At 60.5% G+C, this 16579-nt stretch carries 14 protein-coding genes and 1 pseudogene; 13 read left to right on the forward strand and 2 right to left on the reverse strand.

What is annotated here, in order from left to right:
- Nucleotides 1-52: 52 nt before the first annotated feature.
- From dusB to hflX, 9 genes and pseudogenes are all read left to right on the forward strand, one after another.
- Nucleotides 53-1069 (forward strand): tRNA dihydrouridine synthase DusB, encoded by a 1017-nt coding sequence (gene dusB, locus EGT36_RS13700; protein WP_037089165.1) that lies wholly within the window; start codon nt 53-55, stop codon nt 1067-1069.
- Nucleotides 1066-2214 carry a two-component system sensor histidine kinase NtrB gene (locus EGT36_RS13705; protein WP_004441645.1) on the forward strand — a complete coding sequence of 383 codons (1149 nt, stop codon included), beginning with the start codon at nt 1066-1068 and terminating at the stop codon, nt 2212-2214. The genes dusB and EGT36_RS13705 overlap by 4 nt, the downstream gene beginning before the upstream one ends.
- Nucleotides 2211-3662, forward strand: a complete 1452-nt coding sequence (ntrC, locus tag EGT36_RS13710; protein ID WP_004441656.1) for a nitrogen regulation protein NR(I) — start codon at nt 2211-2213, stop codon at nt 3660-3662. Before EGT36_RS13705 ends, ntrC begins: the two co-directional genes overlap by 4 nt.
- Before the next feature lie 150 nt (nt 3663-3812).
- The gene (locus tag EGT36_RS13715; RefSeq protein ID WP_035208859.1) at nt 3813-6074 is read left to right on the forward strand and encodes a sensor histidine kinase NtrY-like; all 2262 of its coding nucleotides are present in this window, start codon (nt 3813-3815) and stop codon (nt 6072-6074) included.
- Entirely contained in the window at nt 6064-7428 is a 1365-nt protein-coding gene (gene ntrX / locus EGT36_RS13720) for a nitrogen assimilation response regulator NtrX (protein WP_004441661.1), read from the forward strand. The genes EGT36_RS13715 and ntrX overlap by 11 nt, the downstream gene beginning before the upstream one ends.
- A gap of 49 nt (nt 7429-7477) precedes the next feature.
- Entirely contained in the window at nt 7478-8854 is a 1377-nt protein-coding gene (trkA, locus tag EGT36_RS13725) for a Trk system potassium transporter TrkA (RefSeq protein WP_004441664.1), read from the forward strand.
- Nucleotides 8855-9038: 184 nt separating this feature from the next.
- Nucleotides 9039-9254: pseudogene (hfq, locus tag EGT36_RS31030) on the forward strand (RNA chaperone Hfq); the annotation flags it as partial.
- On the forward strand, nt 9231-9521 hold the full coding sequence (hfq, locus tag EGT36_RS30820; RefSeq protein WP_197483846.1) for an RNA chaperone Hfq: 291 nt from the start codon (nt 9231-9233) through the stop codon (nt 9519-9521). The pseudogene hfq (EGT36_RS31030) and the gene hfq (EGT36_RS30820), both read left to right, overlap by 24 nt.
- Nucleotides 9522-9629: 108 nt before the next feature.
- Nucleotides 9630-11036 carry a GTPase HflX gene (gene hflX / locus EGT36_RS13735; protein WP_169692020.1) on the forward strand — a complete coding sequence of 469 codons (1407 nt, stop codon included), beginning with the start codon at nt 9630-9632 and terminating at the stop codon, nt 11034-11036.
- A gap of 72 nt (nt 11037-11108) precedes the next feature.
- On the opposite strand, the gene EGT36_RS13740 is transcribed toward hflX, so the two are convergent.
- Together EGT36_RS13740 and EGT36_RS13745 are read right to left on the reverse strand one after the other, a co-directional pair.
- Entirely contained in the window at nt 11109-11465 is a 357-nt protein-coding gene (locus EGT36_RS13740; protein WP_037089260.1) for a VOC family protein, read from the reverse strand.
- 11 nt (nt 11466-11476) lie between these two features.
- Complete coding sequence (locus EGT36_RS13745) at nt 11477-11881, reverse strand: SRPBCC family protein (protein WP_035208858.1); 405 nt, start codon at nt 11879-11881, stop codon at nt 11477-11479.
- A gap of 121 nt (nt 11882-12002) precedes the next feature.
- Here EGT36_RS13745 and ccoG point away from each other — a divergent pair, with 121 nt between their 5' ends.
- From ccoG to ccoS, 4 genes are read left to right on the forward strand one after another with little or no spacing between them, the layout of a single operon-like run.
- The gene (ccoG, locus tag EGT36_RS13750; protein WP_037089170.1) at nt 12003-13586 is read left to right on the forward strand and encodes a cytochrome c oxidase accessory protein CcoG; all 1584 of its coding nucleotides are present in this window, start codon (nt 12003-12005) and stop codon (nt 13584-13586) included.
- Nucleotides 13583-14083 (forward strand): FixH family protein, encoded by a 501-nt coding sequence (locus EGT36_RS13755; protein ID WP_037089172.1) that lies wholly within the window; start codon nt 13583-13585, stop codon nt 14081-14083. Before ccoG ends, EGT36_RS13755 begins: the two co-directional genes overlap by 4 nt.
- Entirely contained in the window at nt 14080-16371 is a 2292-nt protein-coding gene (locus EGT36_RS13760) for a cation-translocating P-type ATPase (protein WP_081950386.1), read from the forward strand. Before EGT36_RS13755 ends, EGT36_RS13760 begins: the two co-directional genes overlap by 4 nt.
- On the forward strand, nt 16368-16541 hold the full coding sequence (gene ccoS / locus EGT36_RS13765; protein WP_037089176.1) for a cbb3-type cytochrome oxidase assembly protein CcoS: 174 nt from the start codon (nt 16368-16370) through the stop codon (nt 16539-16541). Before EGT36_RS13760 ends, ccoS begins: the two co-directional genes overlap by 4 nt.
- The last annotated feature ends 38 nt before the right edge of the window (nt 16542-16579 follow it).

Below are 16579 nucleotides of genomic sequence, written 5' to 3' on the forward strand. Positions count from 1 at the left end.
GCTTGGCAACTGCGCAAACACTGTCTAAAAATAATGCAAATAACCCTTCTGCATGAAAGATCATCATTTGGCCCTTCCGGAGTTGTCAGAACCGTTCAGCATCGGGTCAGTTACGATCCGTAATCGGGCTGTGCTGGCGCCCATGTCGGGCGTGACGGATCTGCCTTTCCGACAGCTCGCCTGGCGTTACGGAGCGGGCCTCGTGGTGACAGAAATGGTGGCAAGCCGGGAGCTTGTCGCCAATCGCGGGGAATCCTGGGTGCGGCTGAAAAATGCAGGCATGGTTCCGCACATGGTGCAGCTTGCGGGGCGCGAGGCGCATTTCATGGCCGAGGCGGCGAAGATCGCTGCTGGCAATGGCGCCGGTATCATCGATATCAATATGGGCTGTCCTGCCAAGAAGGTGACGGGCGGTTATTCAGGCTCGGCGCTGATGCGCGATCCCGATCACGCGCTTTCGCTGATCGAGGCGACTGTCAATGCGGTCGATGTGCCGGTGACCTTGAAGATGCGGCTCGGCTGGGATGAAAACAGCATTAACGCACCTGATATAGCTCGGCGCGCCGAAGCAGCAGGCGTTCGCCTTATTACCATTCACGGTCGCACCCGCATGCAGTTTTACGAGGGTCGGGCGGATTGGGATGCCATCCGCGCCGTGCGTGAGGTGATCTCCGTGCCGCTGATCGCCAATGGTGACGTCGAAACGGCGGAAGATGCTCGCGAAATCCTGCGGCGGTCTGGTGCGGACGCCGTCATGGTCGGTCGCGGCGCGCAGGGGCAGCCGTGGTTGCCGGCGGTGCTCGCGGGACATGCAGCGCCGCATCGAGAGGATATCCCCGCCATCGCCGTCGAACATTATGAGATGATGCTGGAATTTTACGGAAGGGAAGCCGGCCTCCGGCATGCCCGCAAACATCTCGGCTGGTATCTCGACCGTTTCGCGCCAGGTATCGCCACGACCGACAAGGCAAAAATCATGACATCGCGCGAGACGGGGGAGGTGGCAGACCTGCTGCGTTCCGCCCTTTGCGAAAATGCGGGCGAAGATGCCGCAAGGAAGGCCGCATGAGCGCTGATAAACACAGCCCTGCAGATGCGAACCCGCTCGCCATGGCGGTTCTGAACGCGGTGCAGAATCCCGTAATTCTGGTGGATGCCGAAGGTTTTATCGCCTTCGCCAACTGGGAAGCCGAAGCCTTTTTCGGCGCCAGCGCCTCCCACCTAGCGCGCTATAGGGTTTCCACTTTCATCCCCTTCGGCAGCCCGCTGCTTGCCCTGATCGATCAGGTGCGGGAGCGCCGCGCGCCGGTCAATGAATATCGCGTTGATCTGAGCTCGCCGCGTCTCGGCCAGGACAAGCTGGTTGATCTTTATGTCGCGCCCGTCGTCAGCGAGCCTGGATCGGTCGTCGTCGTCTTTCAGGAACGGTCTATGGCCGACAAGATCGACCGGCAGCTGACCCATCGCGCTGCTGCCCGCTCCGTCACCGGTCTTGCCTCCATGCTCGCGCATGAGATCAAGAACCCTCTGTCGGGCATTCGCGGCGCGGCCCAGCTTCTGGAGACCTCGGTAGCGGATGAGGACCGGGCGCTGACCCGGCTGATCTGTGACGAGACGGATCGCATCGTTTCGCTGGTCGACCGCATGGAGGTGTTTTCCGATGAGCGGCCGGTGGATCGCGTGCCGGTGAACATCCATTCGGTTCTCGATCATGTAAAGGCGATCGCCAAGGCCGGTTTCGCCCGTAACATCAAGATATCGGAGAATTACGACCCGTCGCTGCCGCCGGTCTACGCAAACCGCGACCAGCTGGTGCAGGTCTTCCTCAACCTGGTCAAGAATGCGGCCGAAGCGGTGGCCAATCAGTCGGATGGCGAGATCGTGCTGACGACCGCCTATCGTCCCGGGATCCGACTATCGGTTGCCGGCAGCCGGGAGCGCATCTCGCTTCCGTTGGAATTCTGCGTGCATGACAATGGCCCGGGCGTACCCGCCGATCTCTTGCCGCATCTTTTCGATCCGTTCATCACCACCAAGACGAATGGTTCGGGCCTCGGTCTGGCGCTTGTCGCCAAGCTGATCGGCGCCCATGGCGGCATTGTCGAATGCGACAGCCAGAACCACCGCACGACTTTCCGCGTATTGATGCCCGTCTCGCCGGAAGTGGCGCTCGACGACAGCACTTTGCCGAACACGACAGGGAATGACCAATGACAGCTACGATCCTCGTCGCCGATGATGATGCCGCAATCCGCACGGTGCTCAACCAGGCGCTGAGCCGCGCCGGTTACGACGTGCGCATCACCTCCAATGCTGCAACGCTCTGGCGCTGGGTTTCGGCAGGTGAGGGCGATCTTGTCGTCACCGATGTCGTCATGCCCGATGAAAACGCCTTCGACCTTCTGCCGCGCATCAAGAAAGCCCGTCCGGACCTTCCCGTTCTCGTCATGAGCGCTCAGAACACCTTCATGACCGCCATCAAGGCCTCGGAAAAGGGCGCCTACGATTACCTGCCCAAGCCCTTCGACCTGACAGAACTGATCGCCATCATTGGCCGGGCTTTATCGGAGCCCAAGCGCAAGCCGGCCAAGCTCGATGACGACATGCAGGACGGCATGCCGCTCGTCGGTCGCTCCGCCGCAATGCAGGAAATCTACCGGGTTCTCGCCCGCCTGATGCAGACCGACCTGACGCTGATGATAACGGGCGAATCCGGCACGGGTAAGGAACTGGTGGCCCGCGCGCTGCATGATTACGGCAAACGCCGCAACGGTCCGTTCGTCGCCATCAACATGGCGGCAATCCCGCGTGACCTCATTGAATCCGAGCTCTTCGGCCATGAGAAAGGCGCCTTCACGGGTGCCCAGAACCGCTCGACCGGCCGTTTCGAACAGGCCGAGGGCGGCACGCTCTTCCTCGATGAAATCGGCGACATGCCGATGGACGCCCAGACGCGCCTGCTGCGCGTATTGCAGCAGGGTGAATATACGACGGTCGGCGGACGCACGCCGATCCGCACCGATGTCCGTATCGTCGCCGCGACCAACAAGGACCTGAAACAGTCGATCAATCAGGGCCTGTTCCGCGAGGACCTCTATTACCGCCTGAACGTGGTGCCGTTGCGCCTGCCACCTCTGCGGGACCGCGCCGAGGATATTCCCGATCTGGTCCGCCATTTCATCCAGACGGGCGAGAAGGAAGGCCTGGAAGGCAAGCGTTTCGAGACCGAAGCTCTTGAAGTCATGAAGGCCTATGCCTGGCCGGGCAACGTGCGCGAGCTGGAAAACCTGATCCGCCGACTGATGGCGCTTTATCCGCAGGAAGTCATCACCCGCGAAATCATCGAGCAGGAACTGCAATCGGATGTTCCCGACAGCCCGCTCGACAAGATGGCCGTGCGCACCGGTTCACTCACCATCTCGCAGGCGGTCGAGGAAAACATGCGGGACTATTTCGCCAGCTTCGGCGATGGCCTTCCGCCGCCCGGCCTTTATGACCGCGTGCTGCGCGAACTGGAGTATCCGCTGATTCTGGCTGCGTTGACTGCCACGCGCGGCAACCAGATCAAGGCTGCCGATCTTCTCGGTCTGAACCGAAATACCCTGCGCAAGAAAATCCGCGAGCTGGGTGTTTCCGTCTATCGCAGCTCCCGCCCCAGCTGAGAATGTTGACAAGGCCGCATTTGTCGTTGCATTTTCGCCACATTGTGTTGCTTGGAAAACACTAGGAAGGACAGAGATTCGCCCCACATGTGCGAACCTCGCCTGACTTCATGACTGTGGCGCTGGCTGGCCAGCGATTGGGAGTAGTGCATGCGGAAACCCGCCGCCGAAAACGCCGTTGCCGACGAAGCAGCGGGCATGGTGGTCGCCGATCGCAGGATGTCTTTCGCTCTGCCGGGGCTGGTGCTCGCCGGCGTGGCCCTCGTGTGCGCCATCATCACGCTTTTCGTGCTGCTGGGCGTCACGCCAATCGCGCCGACATCGAATGTGGTCATCGCTTCCGTCGTCATCAACTCGATCTTCGTGATCGGCCTGATCTTCCTGATCGGTCGCGAAATCAACCGGCTGCTGAAAGCGCGCAAAAAGGGCAGGGCGGCGGCGCGTCTGCACGTGCGCATTGTCGTCCTTTTCTCCATCGTGGCGATCACGCCCGCAGTGCTTGTCGCCATCTTCGCCAGCCTGACGCTGAACGTCGGTCTCGATCGCTGGTTTTCGCTGCGCACCCAGTCGATCGTCGATTCATCAAGTAATATCGCCCAGGCATACATGATGGAGAATGCCGGTTACCTCCAGGGGCAGACCCTGTCGATGGCGACCGACCTCGACCGCAACCGCGCTCTCTTTTATCTCGACCGCACCGGCTTCGTTGATCTTATGACCCGCCAGGCCAAGGGGCGCGGCCTTCTTGGTGCGTTTCTCGTGCAGGAGGATGGCGACGCCGTCGCTCAGGCCGACATCAAAACGGAAAAGCCGCTTCCCGCGATACCGCATGACGCGCTTGAAAAGGCGGCCGCCGGCCAGCCGACGCTGATCCCGCCCGGTATTACCAACCTCGTAGGCGCCATCATCAAGCTCGAAGGCATCAGCGGCACATTCCTTTATACGGTGCGTGCGGTCGATCCCAAGGTGATGGGCGCGATGCGGCTGATGGAAGAGAACCGCGCCGAATACAAGGCCATGGAGGCAGGCCGCGCCCCGCTGCAGATCGCCTTCGCAATTCTCTATCTCGGTTTTGCGCTGATCGTGCTGCTCGCGGCAATCTGGACGGCCATTGCGGTGGCCGACCGTATCGTGCGGCCGATCCGCCTTCTCATCAGCGCCGCAGACAGTGTCGCCACCGGCAACATGCATGTTCTCGTTCCCGTTCGCGCCGTCGATGGCGACGTCGGGCGCCTGTCCCGCACCTTCAACAAGATGGTGTCGGAACTGCGCAGCCAGCAGGAGCAGATCATCGAGGCCAAGGACGACATCGATGATCGCCGCCGTTTCATCGAGGCCGTGCTGTCAGGCGTGACCGCCGCGGTTATCGGCGTTGACGAAAACCGCAGGATAACCATCGTCAATCCGTCGGGCGAAGAGTTCCTCGCACAAACGTCGGAACAGCTCATTGGCGCACAACTCTCCGAGATCGCGCCTGAGATCGAACAGGTCGTCAACGAGGCCAACAGCTGGTCGCGCGGCAACTTCCGCAAGCAGATCAACATTATGCGGCGTGGCAAGGAACGAACGCTGAATGTACAGGTAACGCGCGAAGACGCCCGCGACAGCCGTGACAGCTACGTCATCACGCTCGACGACATCACCGATCTCGTCATCGCGCAACGCTCGACGGCGTGGTCGGATGTCGCGCGGCGTATCGCACACGAAATCAAGAACCCGCTGACGCCGATCCAGCTTTCCGCCGAGCGCATCAAGCGCCGTTTCGGCAAGCAGATCGACGAAAGCGACCGCGCCGTCTTCGACCAGTGTACTGACACCATCGTCCGGCAGGTCGGCGATATCGGCCGCATGGTGGATGAATTCTCCGCTTTTGCGCGTATGCCGAAGCCAACGAAGGAAAAGTCGGACCTGCGGGCGATCCTGAAGGACGCGGCGTTTCTCCGGGAAATCAGCGCCGCGGACACCAAGTTCACGACGGAGCTGGGTGACACCCCGCTGGAGGGCATGTTCGATGCCCGCATGCTGGGGCAGGCCTTTGGCAACCTCATCAAGAATGCGACGGAAGCCATCGAAGCGGTGGAAGGCGAAAAGCGGCCGGGCAAGATCCTCGTTCGCGCGTCCTTCGACGAGACCAACTCGCGTTTTGTGGCCGACATCATCGACAATGGCCGCGGTCTGCCGGTGGAAAATCGCCACCGCATTCTCGAACCCTATATGACGATGCGGGACAAGGGCACAGGCCTTGGCCTCGCCATCGTCAAGAAGATCATCGAAGAGCATGGCGGGTATCTGGAACTCCATGATGCCCCGCCGGAGTTCGATCATGGCCACGGCGCCATGATCAGAGTGCTGCTGCCCTATATCGAGGCGGTCGGCGGCGAAAATAACAAGGAAGCAGCATATGGCGTCTGATATTCTGGTCGTGGATGACGAGGCGGACATTCGCGAAATCGTGGCGGGCATTCTCTCCGATGAGGGGCATGAAACGCGTATGGCGTTCGACAGCGACAGCGCGCTGGCCGCCATTTCGGAACGCGTGCCGCGCCTGATCTTTCTCGACATCTGGATGCAGGGTTCGAAGCTCGACGGTCTGGCGCTGCTCGATGAGATCAAGAGCCGCCATCCCGAAATTCCGGTCGTGATGATCTCGGGTCACGGTAATATCGAAACCGCCGTCAACGCCATCAAGCGCGGCGCCTTCGACTTCATCGAAAAGCCGTTCAAGGCGGACCGTCTGATTCTCATTGCCGAACGCGCGCTGGAAAACTCCAAGCTGAAGCGCGAGGTTCAGGAGCTCAAGAAGCGCACGGGGGATGCGGTTGAACTTGTCGGTGCGTCACTTGCGGTATCGCAGCTGCGCCAGACCATCGACCGGGTCGCGCCCACCAACAGCCGAATCATGATTCTCGGCCCGTCAGGTTCCGGCAAGGAACTGGTGGCGCGGATGATCCACAAAAAGTCGTCTCGGGCGACAGGTCCCTTTGTTGCCCTTAACGCCGCGACGATCACGCCGGATCGCATGGAGATTGCACTCTTCGGCACCGAAGGCCTGCCTGGACAGCCCCGGAAGGTGGGCGCACTGGAAGAAGCCCATCGTGGCGTTCTTTATCTCGACGAAGTGGGCGAGATGCCCCGCGAGACCCAGAACAAGATCCTCCGCGTGCTTGTCGACCAGCAATTCGAGCGTGTGGGCGGCGGCAAGCGCGTGAAGGTGGATGTGCGCATCATTTCGTCGACGGCCCATCACCTCGAAAGCCTGATCGCCGAGGGCCAGTTCCGTGAGGACCTCTACCACCGGCTCGCCGTCGTGCCGGTGAAGGTACCGGCGCTGTCCGAGCGACGCGAGGATATTCCCTTCCTCGTCGACATGTTCATGCGGCAGATTTCCGAACAGGCTGGCATCCGCCCGCGCAAGATCGGCGACGACGCAATGGCCGTTCTTCAGACCCATGACTGGCCGGGCAACATCCGACAGCTTCGCAACAATATCGAGCGGTTGATGATACTGGCGCGTCCCGAAGGCGGTGAAGCCCCGATCTCTGCCGACATGCTGCCGTCCGATATCGGCGACATGCTGCCGAAGATATCGGCTCAGGGCGATCAGCACATCATGACGCTGCCGTTGCGCGAAGCTCGCGAAATGTTCGAGCGAGACTATCTGGTGGCGCAGATCAACCGATTCGGGGGCAATATTTCGCGAACGGCGGAATTTGTCGGCATGGAACGCTCTGCACTGCATCGCAAACTGAAATCTCTCGGCGTATAAGGGGGCCGGGGCCAGGTCGCCGTAACCTATTATCCGTCAGAGAGACAGCATGAGAGTCATCATTTGCGGCGCAGGGCAGGTGGGTTACGGCATCGCCGAACAATTGTCGCGCGAGGACAACGAAGTATCCGTCATCGATACCGCCGCGTCTTTGATAACCGCCATCACAGAGACGCTTGATGTCCGCGGTTACGTCGGCCATGGCGCGCATCCGGACATGCTGGCCAAGGCCGGAGCGGACCAGGCGGACATGATCATCGCCGTGACGCTGCATGACGAAATCAACATCGTCGCCTGCGAGGTTGCGCATGCCTTGTTCAGCGTGCCGACCAAGATCGCCCGCATCCGCGACCAGAGCTATCTTAAGCCTGAATATGCCGATCTCTTCAGCCGCGAAAACATGTCCATCGACGTGACGATCTCGCCGGAAGTTGAAGTCGGCAAGATGGTGTTGCGGCGCATCGCCTTTCCGGGCGCGACCGACGTGGTGCGTTTCGCGGACGACACGGTCTACATGCTGGCCATCGAATGCATGGAGGATTGCCCGGTCATCAACACGCCGTTGCAGCAACTCTCCAGCCTCTTTCCAGACCTTATCGCGACGGTTGTGGGTGTCTACCGGGATGGTTTCCTCAAGGTGGCGCATTCTTCCGAACAATTGCGGGTCGGCGACCTTGCCTACGTCATCTGCCAGCGGCAACACGCCCGCCGCACGCTCAGCCTGTTCGGTCACGAAGAGCAGGAGGCGCAGCGCATCGTTATTGCGGGCGCGGGCAATATCGGCCACTTCGTTGCCAGCAAGATCGAGGAGTTGCAGCCAAAGACACGGGTGAAAATTATCGAAGCGGATCGCGACAGGGCAGTTGCCGCATCGGAACAGCTCAGCCACACCATCGTCATGCATGGTTCAGCGCTGGACCAGAAAATTCTCATGCAGGCCGACATTCAGGACGCGGACCTGATCGTCACCCTGACCAATAACGACCAGACCAATATCCTGGCTGCGGTCATGGCCAAGCAACTCGGCTGCAAATCGAACCTCGCGCTTTTGAACAGTTCCTCCTTTCACGAGGTTGCCGACTCGCTCGGACTTGACGCCTATATCAATCCGAGGGCGGTCACCATTTCCCGCGTTCTCCAGCATGTGCGCAAGGGTCGTATTCGTTCCGTCTATGCCGTGCAGCGCGGTTCGGCAGAGGTGATCGAGGCGGAGGCGCTGGAAACGTCACCGCTCGTCGGTCAGTCCTTTCGTGACGTTGAAATGCCCGAAGGCGTCCGTATCGGCGCGATATATCGCGATGGCGTGGTCATCCGGCCGGACGGGAGCACCAAGATCAAGGCGAAAGACCGTGTCGTACTGTTCGCCTCCGCCGACGCGGTGCGGGACGTGGAACAGCTTTTCCGCGTTTCGATACAATATTTCTGACTGTTTCGACGGCAGAAAACGGGTCAATACTCGTACCCATTCGGCTGTTTTCGCCGTTGCCGAACAAGACACGATTTGATACCAGAGTTTGAGGTCGGCCAAACGGGGGACGAGATTTGGCCGGCTTATTATTGATTGATTATTTTCCGGTATCCCTGCCGGCAAAAAAGAAAGAAGCGGCGCCATGGCGGAACGTTCTCAAAACCTTCAAGATCTTTTCCTCAACACCGTACGCAAGAAAAAGATTTCACTGACGATCTTCCTGATCAACGGTGTGAAGCTCACGGGCGTGATAACGTCCTTCGATAATTTCTGCGTTCTGCTGCGCCGGGACGGTCATTCGCAGCTGGTTTACAAGCATGCGATCTCGACCATCATGCCCGGACAGCCGCTGGAACTCGAAATCGAAGAAGGTCCGGACCGCTCGCAGAATCTTCAGGATCTGTTCCTCAGCACGGTTCGCAAGAAGAACATTGCGCTGACGATCTTCCTGATCAACGGTGTCAAGCTCACGGGCGTGGTCACGGCTTTCGACAATTTCTGCGAGCTTCTGCGTCGCGACGATCACGCACAGCTTGTCTACAAGCACGCTATTTCGACCATCATGCCGGGTCAGCCGATGCAGATGTTCGAAAACGAAGAAGGCGCTGCACGCGAGGCGTCCTGACCTTCTCGTCTTAATGGAACCAGCCGCGCCGGGAACTTATTTGCCGCTGGGCGGTTGCTTCCTATTGACGTCCGCGCCGGCGCGGACGAATTCCAACCGTCTTTCCCGATGAGGACTGCCATTTCGACCCGCGACACCTCGAACGAATCGATCATTCCCGAGCAGGAAAAACACCGCGACGACATGCGCGCCGTGGTTCTTGTGCCGGTCCTGAAGCAGCGCGACACCCGCGACGCGTCTGCATCACCTGCCGCTGCTGGCCGCTCGGTCGAGGCGAAGCTTGAGGAAGCGAAGGGGCTGGCGCTCGCCATCGATCTCGAGGTGACCCAGGGGCTCATCGTCGCGGTCAACCAGCCACGCCCGGCGACATTGTTCGGCACCGGCAAGATCGAGGAAATCGGTCATCTTCTGGATGAAACCAATTCCGGCCTGGTCATTGTCGACCATCCGCTGACGCCGGTGCAGCAGCGCAATCTCGAAAAGCATTGGAATGCCAAGGTCATCGACCGAACGGGCCTGATCCTGGAAATCTTCGGGCGCCGAGCCTCCACCAAGGAGGGTACGCTGCAGGTCGATCTTGCGCATCTGAACTATCAGAAGGGTCGCCTCGTTCGAAGCTGGACCCACCTTGAACGCCAGCGCGGTGGCGCGGGCTTCATGGGCGGCCCCGGTGAAACGCAGATCGAGGCTGACCGGCGCCTGCTTCAGGAACGCATCGTCAAGCTCGAGCGGGAACTGGAGCAGGTGGTGCGAACCCGCCAGCTTCATCGCGCCAAGCGCCGCAAGGTGCCGCATCCGATCGTGGCGCTGGTCGGGTATACAAATGCCGGCAAGTCGACGCTGTTCAACCGCATTACCGGTGCGGGCGTTCTGGCCGAGGACATGCTGTTCGCCACACTCGATCCGACATTGCGGCGCATGAAACTGCCGCACGGCCGCACGGTGATCCTGTCCGATACGGTCGGTTTCATTTCGGATCTGCCGACACATCTGGTCGCGGCTTTCCGTGCGACGCTGGAAGAAGTGCTGGAAGCCGATCTCATCCTGCATGTCCGCGATATGTCCGATCCGGACAATGCCGCGCAGTCGGCGGATGTGCTGCGCATTCTCGGCGATCTCGGCATTGACGAAAAGGAAGCCGAGCACCGTATCATCGAGGTCTGGAACAAGGTTGACCGCCTCGATCCGGAAGCCCACGACGCCATCATGCAAAGAGCCGAAGGCAGCGCCAATATTCGTGCTGTCTCTGCGATCACCGGCGAGGGCGTCGATGCCCTGATGGACGAGATTTCGAAACGCCTCTCCGGTGTCCTGACGGAGACGACCGTGGTCCTGTCCGTTGAACAATTGCCGCTGATTTCCTGGGTCTACAGCAATTCCATCGTCGACGGGCGGGAAGATCACGAGGATGGTTCGGTTGCCCTCGATGTTCGCCTTTCCGAAGCGCAGGCCGCAGAGCTGGAACGCAAGCTCGGGAAGACGACCACACGCGAGCGGGAGGAGTGGGAACGCTGAGCGCTCCCGGCCGCCCCTTATTCCAAGTCATTCTTCCGCGCAAAGCCGAGAGTTGACGTTTGCCGAAACGTTTTACGCCGCAGACCAGACCGCCAGTTCATATCCATCGGGATCGGTAAAATGGAACCGGCGTCCGCCGGGAAAGGCGAAGATTGCGACGCTTATCTCGCCACCCGCCGCCACCACCTGCCGCTGGGCATCGTCGATATCAGCCGCATAGAGAATAACCAGCGGTCCACCCTTCGCGGAAACCGGCGCCGTGGTGGTAAAACCGCCGGTCAGACGGCCGTCGGAAAATTCGCAATATTGCGGACCGTAATCCTTGAAAGACCAGCCGAAAGCGCCGCCGTAAAACGCTTTGCTGCGCTCAATATCGCTTACGTTGAATTCGACATAGTCGATTCGCCGGTCGTTGCCATTTTCCGTCATCATTTACTCCATCACGTCTCTTCGAGCAGCGCCTTCAAGGCTTCGAGATCGGCTGTGACAGCCCTCGCATCCCCGTTGAAATCCTCGTCCGTCATCCCCTCAAGACGAAGCAGCGTGAAACTGACCTCGGCGCCACTGCCGTTCGGGGTCACCCTGAGCGCGTTATAGACCTTCAGGCCATCGGGCAAGGTGACGACGTGATCCACGACCCCGAATTCGTTTGCTGGCGCAAAATTCACCCTGACCTCGCCGAGTGGTCCGCCTTCGGCGATCCAGTCTTGGCCATCCGGCCTGAGGCCACCTGCCAGTCCGGCAGCCCAGCGAGCCATGTTGTTCGGATCGGAAACGAAGTCATAGACGTGACTCCACGGCTTCTCGATAGACAGATGAATGATTCTCGACTGCATGACAGACATTTCATCCTCCTCTTGCGGCACGCTCCTCTTGCTGCGCCACTTTGTCGTCACTTGATGCAAGTCAAGGATGTTTCACCGCAGAGATGGGAGAAAGCAAGGAGATAAAAACCGGACTCCTATCATGAACATCTATCGCGCCGGACAGGAACGCCCGCAGCAGCCCGTTGAAAGGCTGGACGCGGAGGCCGTCAATTCCGCAAAAACGCGCAAACCGCTTTACGAAGCACGCAGGAAAATTTTTCCCAAGCGCGCGGAAGGTCGGTTCCGGCGGTTCAAATGGCTTGTCATGCTCGTCACGCTCGGCATTTATTATCTCACGCCGTTCCTGCGTTGGGACCGTGGCCCCTATGCGCCAGATCAGGCAGTATTGATCGATATCGCCAATCGACGCTTTTATTTCTTTTTCATCGAAATCTGGCCGCAGGAATTTTTCTTCGTCGCGGGATTGCTGGTCATGGCGGGGTTGGGGCTGTTTCTCGTTACCTCCGCCGTGGGACGTGCATGGTGCGGTTACACCTGTCCCCAGACAGTGTGGGTGGACCTGTTTCTCGTCGTCGAACGGGCGATCGAGGGTGACCGAAATGCACGCATGAAGCTGGACGCCGCGCCCCTTACAGTCGGCAAATTCCGCAAGCGAGTGTTGAAGCACGCGATCTGGCTGGTGATTGGCGCCCTGACCGGCGGCGCCTGGATTTTCTACTTCGCCGATGCGCCGACGCTGGCGCGGGAATTCGTCACCGGCCAGGCGCCCATGATTGCCTATTCGACCGTCGCCATCCTCACCGCCACGACCTATGTCTTTGGCGGGTTGATGCGGGAACAGGTCTGCACCTACATGTGCCCTTGGCCACGCATTCAGGCGGCGATGCTGGATGAGAATTCGCTTGTCGTCACCTATAACGACTGGCGCGGCGAGCCACGCTCACGGCACGCCAAAAAAGCCGCCGCAGCGGGGGAGAGCGTCGGCGATTGCGTCGATTGCAACGCTTGCGTGGCGGTCTGTCCCATGGGCATCGACATCAGGGACGGGCAGCAGCTGGAATGCATCACCTGTGCGCTCTGCATCGATGCCTGCGACGGGGTGATGGACAAGATCGGCAAGCCGCGTGGCCTGATCGCCTATGCCACGCTTGCCGAGTATCAATCCAACATGGCGCTCGCGACCGGCAACGGTCAGCACGCAATCCGCCCAGCCAACGTGCGTGAGGAAGACGGCAAATTCAGCAAGCGCGTGCGCCACTTCAACTGGCGCATCATCTTCCGTCCGCGGACGCTACTTTATACTGCCATCTGGGCGGCTGTCGGCATCGGCATGCTGTTTGCGCTGGTGACGCGCGAGCGGCTGGCGCTCAATGTTCTGCACGACCGCAATCCGCAATATGTGCTGGAATCGAACGGATCCATCCGCAACGGCTACACCGTGCGCATCCTCAACATGGTGCCGCAGCCGCGCACGGTGAGCCTGACCATCAAGGGCCTTCCTGATGCCGTGATGAAGATAAACGGTATGCCCGATGCGGCCGCGCGTGCCTTTGAGGTGACGGTGGAGCCGGATGAAGCGACGACGCTGAAGGTCTTCGTCACCCGGCCGGGCGGGCGCGTCGCTCGGGCCGCGGAAAATTTCGAGTTTATCGTCAGCGATACGGGCGGCCATGAGACGGCCCACTATGACGCTGTTTTCAACGCTCCGGGAGCGACAAAATGACCGTGAACAATCGTCACACGTCCGGTTTCACTTTTACCGGCTGGCATATGCTGGGCGTCATGCTGCTGTTTTTCGGCACCGTCATCACCGTCAACATGGTGATGGCCTGGAACGCGGTCAACAGCTGGAGCGGGCTTGTCGTGCCGAATACCTATGTGGCCAGCCAGCAGTTCAACGCGAAGGCGGAAGCAGCCAAGGCGAGGGCGGCGACCGGCATCAAGGGTAAACTTGCGGTGGACGAAAGGACGGTCCACTACGAGGTCTTTCATCCCGATACCGGCCCGGTCGATACCGATCAGGTGATCGCGCATTTTCGCCGGCCCGTCGGGGAACGCCAGAATTTCGACATGGAGCTGACCACGGTTGCCAAAGGGGTCTTTACCGGCCCGCATGACATGCTGCCGGGTCAGTGGATCGTAGAAATTACAGCCGTCAAGAACGGCCGGATCATCGTGCACGAGGGCACGCGGATCGCCGTTGTCAGGGGGCGCCAATGAGCTGTTGTGCACCGGGGACAGAAGGATCGCTGCAGCTTGCCGATTCGGTCAATCCACCGTCGTCAGAGGAGCTGATGCTGGCAAGCCGTGATCTCGGGCAGGGTCTCCGCCAGACCGATCTCAGCGTGCCGGATGTTTATTGCGGCGCCTGCATCACCACCGTGGAGCGCGCGCTCGGCCGCTTGCCGCAGGTGGAGCGGGCGCGGTTGAACCTCTCGTCCAAGCGTGTTGCGATTGTCTGGAGAGAAGAGGTCGAGGGTGTCAGGACCGATCCCGCCGACCTTGCCCGCGCCATTCTGGCGACGGGATACCGCACGCATCTTTTCGCCAGTGGTCAGGACGCTTCCGACGCGTTGCGTTCGCAGCTGATCAGGGCGGTTGCGCTATGCGGCTTTGCCTCGGCCAATATCATGCTTTTGTCCGTTTCCGTCTGGTCAGGCGCGGATGCGGCGACGCGCGACATGTTTCACTGGATTTCGGCGATGATCGCCGCCCCGGCGCTGATCTACGGTGGGCGTTTCTTTTATCAGTCGGCCTGGAGCGCGCTGAAACACGGCCGCACCAACATGGACGTGCCGATCGCACTGGCCATCACGCTGTCCTATGCCGTTTCGCTGTGGGAGACGATCCACCACGGTGAACATGCCTGGTTCGATGCGACGGTGTCGCTGCTGTTCTTCCTGCTGATCGGCCGCACGCTCGATCATATCATGCGCGACAAGGCTCGTTCGGCGATTGCCGGGCTCGCCCGGCTCTCGCCACGGGGCGCGACCGTCCTCGGTGAGAACGGAACACGCGAATACCGCCCGCTTGCCGATATCGAGCCGGGAATGTCGATTGCGATAGCGGCAGGAGACCGTGTGGCGGTCGACGCGGTGGTCGAGAGTGGCAGCAGCGATCTCGACATGTCGATCGTCAATGGTGAAAGCGCGCCAAGGCGTGTTGCGGTGGGTGACAGCCTGCAGGCGGGTACGCTGAACCTTACCGGTTCGCTGGTGGCCCGGGTGACCGCCTCGGCCAGGGATTCATTCCTGTCGGAGGTCATCAGTCTGATGGAGGCGGCCGAAGGTGGGCGAGCGCGTTACCGCCGTATTGCCGACCGGGCCGCAAGCTATTATTCGCCCGTCGTCCATCTTCTGGCGCTTGTGTCGTTTCTCGGATGGGGTTTCTTCGGTGGCGACTGGAAGCAGGCGATGCTGATCGCCATCGCGGTTCTCATCATCACCTGCCCCTGCGCGCTCGGCCTTGCCGTTCCCGTCGTGCAGGTGGTGGCCGCGGGAAGGCTTTTCCGGCATGGGATCATGGTCAAGGAGGGGTCGGCCATGGAGCGACTGGCGGAAATCGATACCGTACTGTTCGACAAGACCGGCACATTGACCATCGGCAGGCCGCGACTGGTCGAGACGGGCGAGGTAAAGCCCGCCACCATGGCAATTGCGGCAGGACTTGCTGCCCATTCCCGCCATCCCCTCTCAAAAGCTCTGCATGCCGCCTACAGCAGCCCTTTGCCGGCGTATGAGACGGTGCATGAAATCCCGGGTTCGGGCGTCGAGGCGAAGACTGATGTGGGAACCTATCGGCTCGGTAACCGCCGTTTCGCGTGCCCGGATGATGAGGGTGCCGACAACGGCAATGCGCGGTCGGAGGTGGTGTTGTCACTCGATGGCCGCCTTCTGGCGAGCTTCGGTTTCGATGACAATCCGCGCGCAGGTGCGGCTGCGGCATTGCGCAGCCTGTCGGTGCGGGGTTTGGCTCAGGAAATCGTTTCGGGTGACCGGGCAGCAGCTGTCAGCGCCATGGCCGACCGGCTGGGGATCGCCAACTGGAGCGCGGACCTGTCGCCGAAGGACAAGGCGGCGCGTTGCGCCTCGCTTACCGGGGAAGGGCACAAAGTCCTGATGGTGGGAGACGGTATCAACGATGCGCCGGCGCTCGCCGCCGCACATGTTTCGATGGCGCCCGCCACCGCGGCCGATATCGGCCGGCAGGCCGCCGATTTTGTTTTCATGCAGGAGGACCTCGATGCCGTGCCTTTCGCGATCGAGACGTCGCAGCAGGCCGGAAAGCTCATCCGGCAGAACTTCGCGCTTGCCATCGGCTACAATATCATTGCCGTGCCGATCGCGATTGCTGGTTATGCGACGCCGATGATCGCGGCTATCGCCATGTCGACATCGTCGCTGATCGTCGTCGCCAACGCATTGCGCCTCGCCGGATCGGTTGAATCCGCCGGTCGTCGGAATGAACCAGAGACCGGGTTTGCGGGCGAGGGGGCGCAACTGACATGAACATGCTGATCTATCTCATTCCCGTTGCGCTGCTATTAGGCGCACTCGGACTTTTTGCCTTCCTCTGGTCCGTGCGTTCGGGCCAGTATGAGGACATGGATGGGGCCGCCTGGCGGGCGCTGGACGATGGTGATAACCGGCCGCGATCCTCGATTTCGAATAGGCCGTGACCTGCCGCAAATATGCAAAGCTGATTTGCGTCATCAAA

It is taken from the genome of Agrobacterium sp. FDAARGOS_525 (assembly GCF_003938925.1).
Classification (GTDB): domain Bacteria; phylum Pseudomonadota; class Alphaproteobacteria; order Rhizobiales; family Rhizobiaceae; genus Agrobacterium; species Agrobacterium pusense.

Coding starts and splice junctions, on each gene's coding strand:
- EGT36_RS13760 (WP_081950386.1), top strand. CDS start 14,080: ATGAGCTGTTGTGCACCGGGGACAGAAGGATCGCTGCAGCTTGCCGAT.
- EGT36_RS13740 (WP_037089260.1), bottom strand. CDS start 11,465: ATGACGGAAAATGGCAACGACCGGCGAATCGACTATGTCGAATTCAAC.
- ccoG (WP_037089170.1), top strand. CDS start 12,003: ATGAACATCTATCGCGCCGGACAGGAACGCCCGCAGCAGCCCGTTGAA.
- EGT36_RS13755 (WP_037089172.1), top strand. CDS start 13,583: ATGACCGTGAACAATCGTCACACGTCCGGTTTCACTTTTACCGGCTGG.
- trkA (WP_004441664.1), top strand. CDS start 7,478: ATGAGAGTCATCATTTGCGGCGCAGGGCAGGTGGGTTACGGCATCGCC.
- EGT36_RS13745 (WP_035208858.1), bottom strand. CDS start 11,881: ATGTCTGTCATGCAGTCGAGAATCATTCATCTGTCTATCGAGAAGCCG.
- ntrC (WP_004441656.1), top strand. CDS start 2,211: ATGACAGCTACGATCCTCGTCGCCGATGATGATGCCGCAATCCGCACG.
- ccoS (WP_037089176.1), top strand. CDS start 16,368: ATGAACATGCTGATCTATCTCATTCCCGTTGCGCTGCTATTAGGCGCA.
- EGT36_RS13705 (WP_004441645.1), top strand. CDS start 1,066: ATGAGCGCTGATAAACACAGCCCTGCAGATGCGAACCCGCTCGCCATG.
- EGT36_RS13715 (WP_035208859.1), top strand. CDS start 3,813: ATGCGGAAACCCGCCGCCGAAAACGCCGTTGCCGACGAAGCAGCGGGC.
- hflX (WP_169692020.1), top strand. CDS start 9,630: ATGAGGACTGCCATTTCGACCCGCGACACCTCGAACGAATCGATCATT.
- hfq (WP_197483846.1), top strand. CDS start 9,231: ATGCCCGGACAGCCGCTGGAACTCGAAATCGAAGAAGGTCCGGACCGC.
- dusB (WP_037089165.1), top strand. CDS start 53: ATGAAAGATCATCATTTGGCCCTTCCGGAGTTGTCAGAACCGTTCAGC.
- ntrX (WP_004441661.1), top strand. CDS start 6,064: ATGGCGTCTGATATTCTGGTCGTGGATGACGAGGCGGACATTCGCGAA.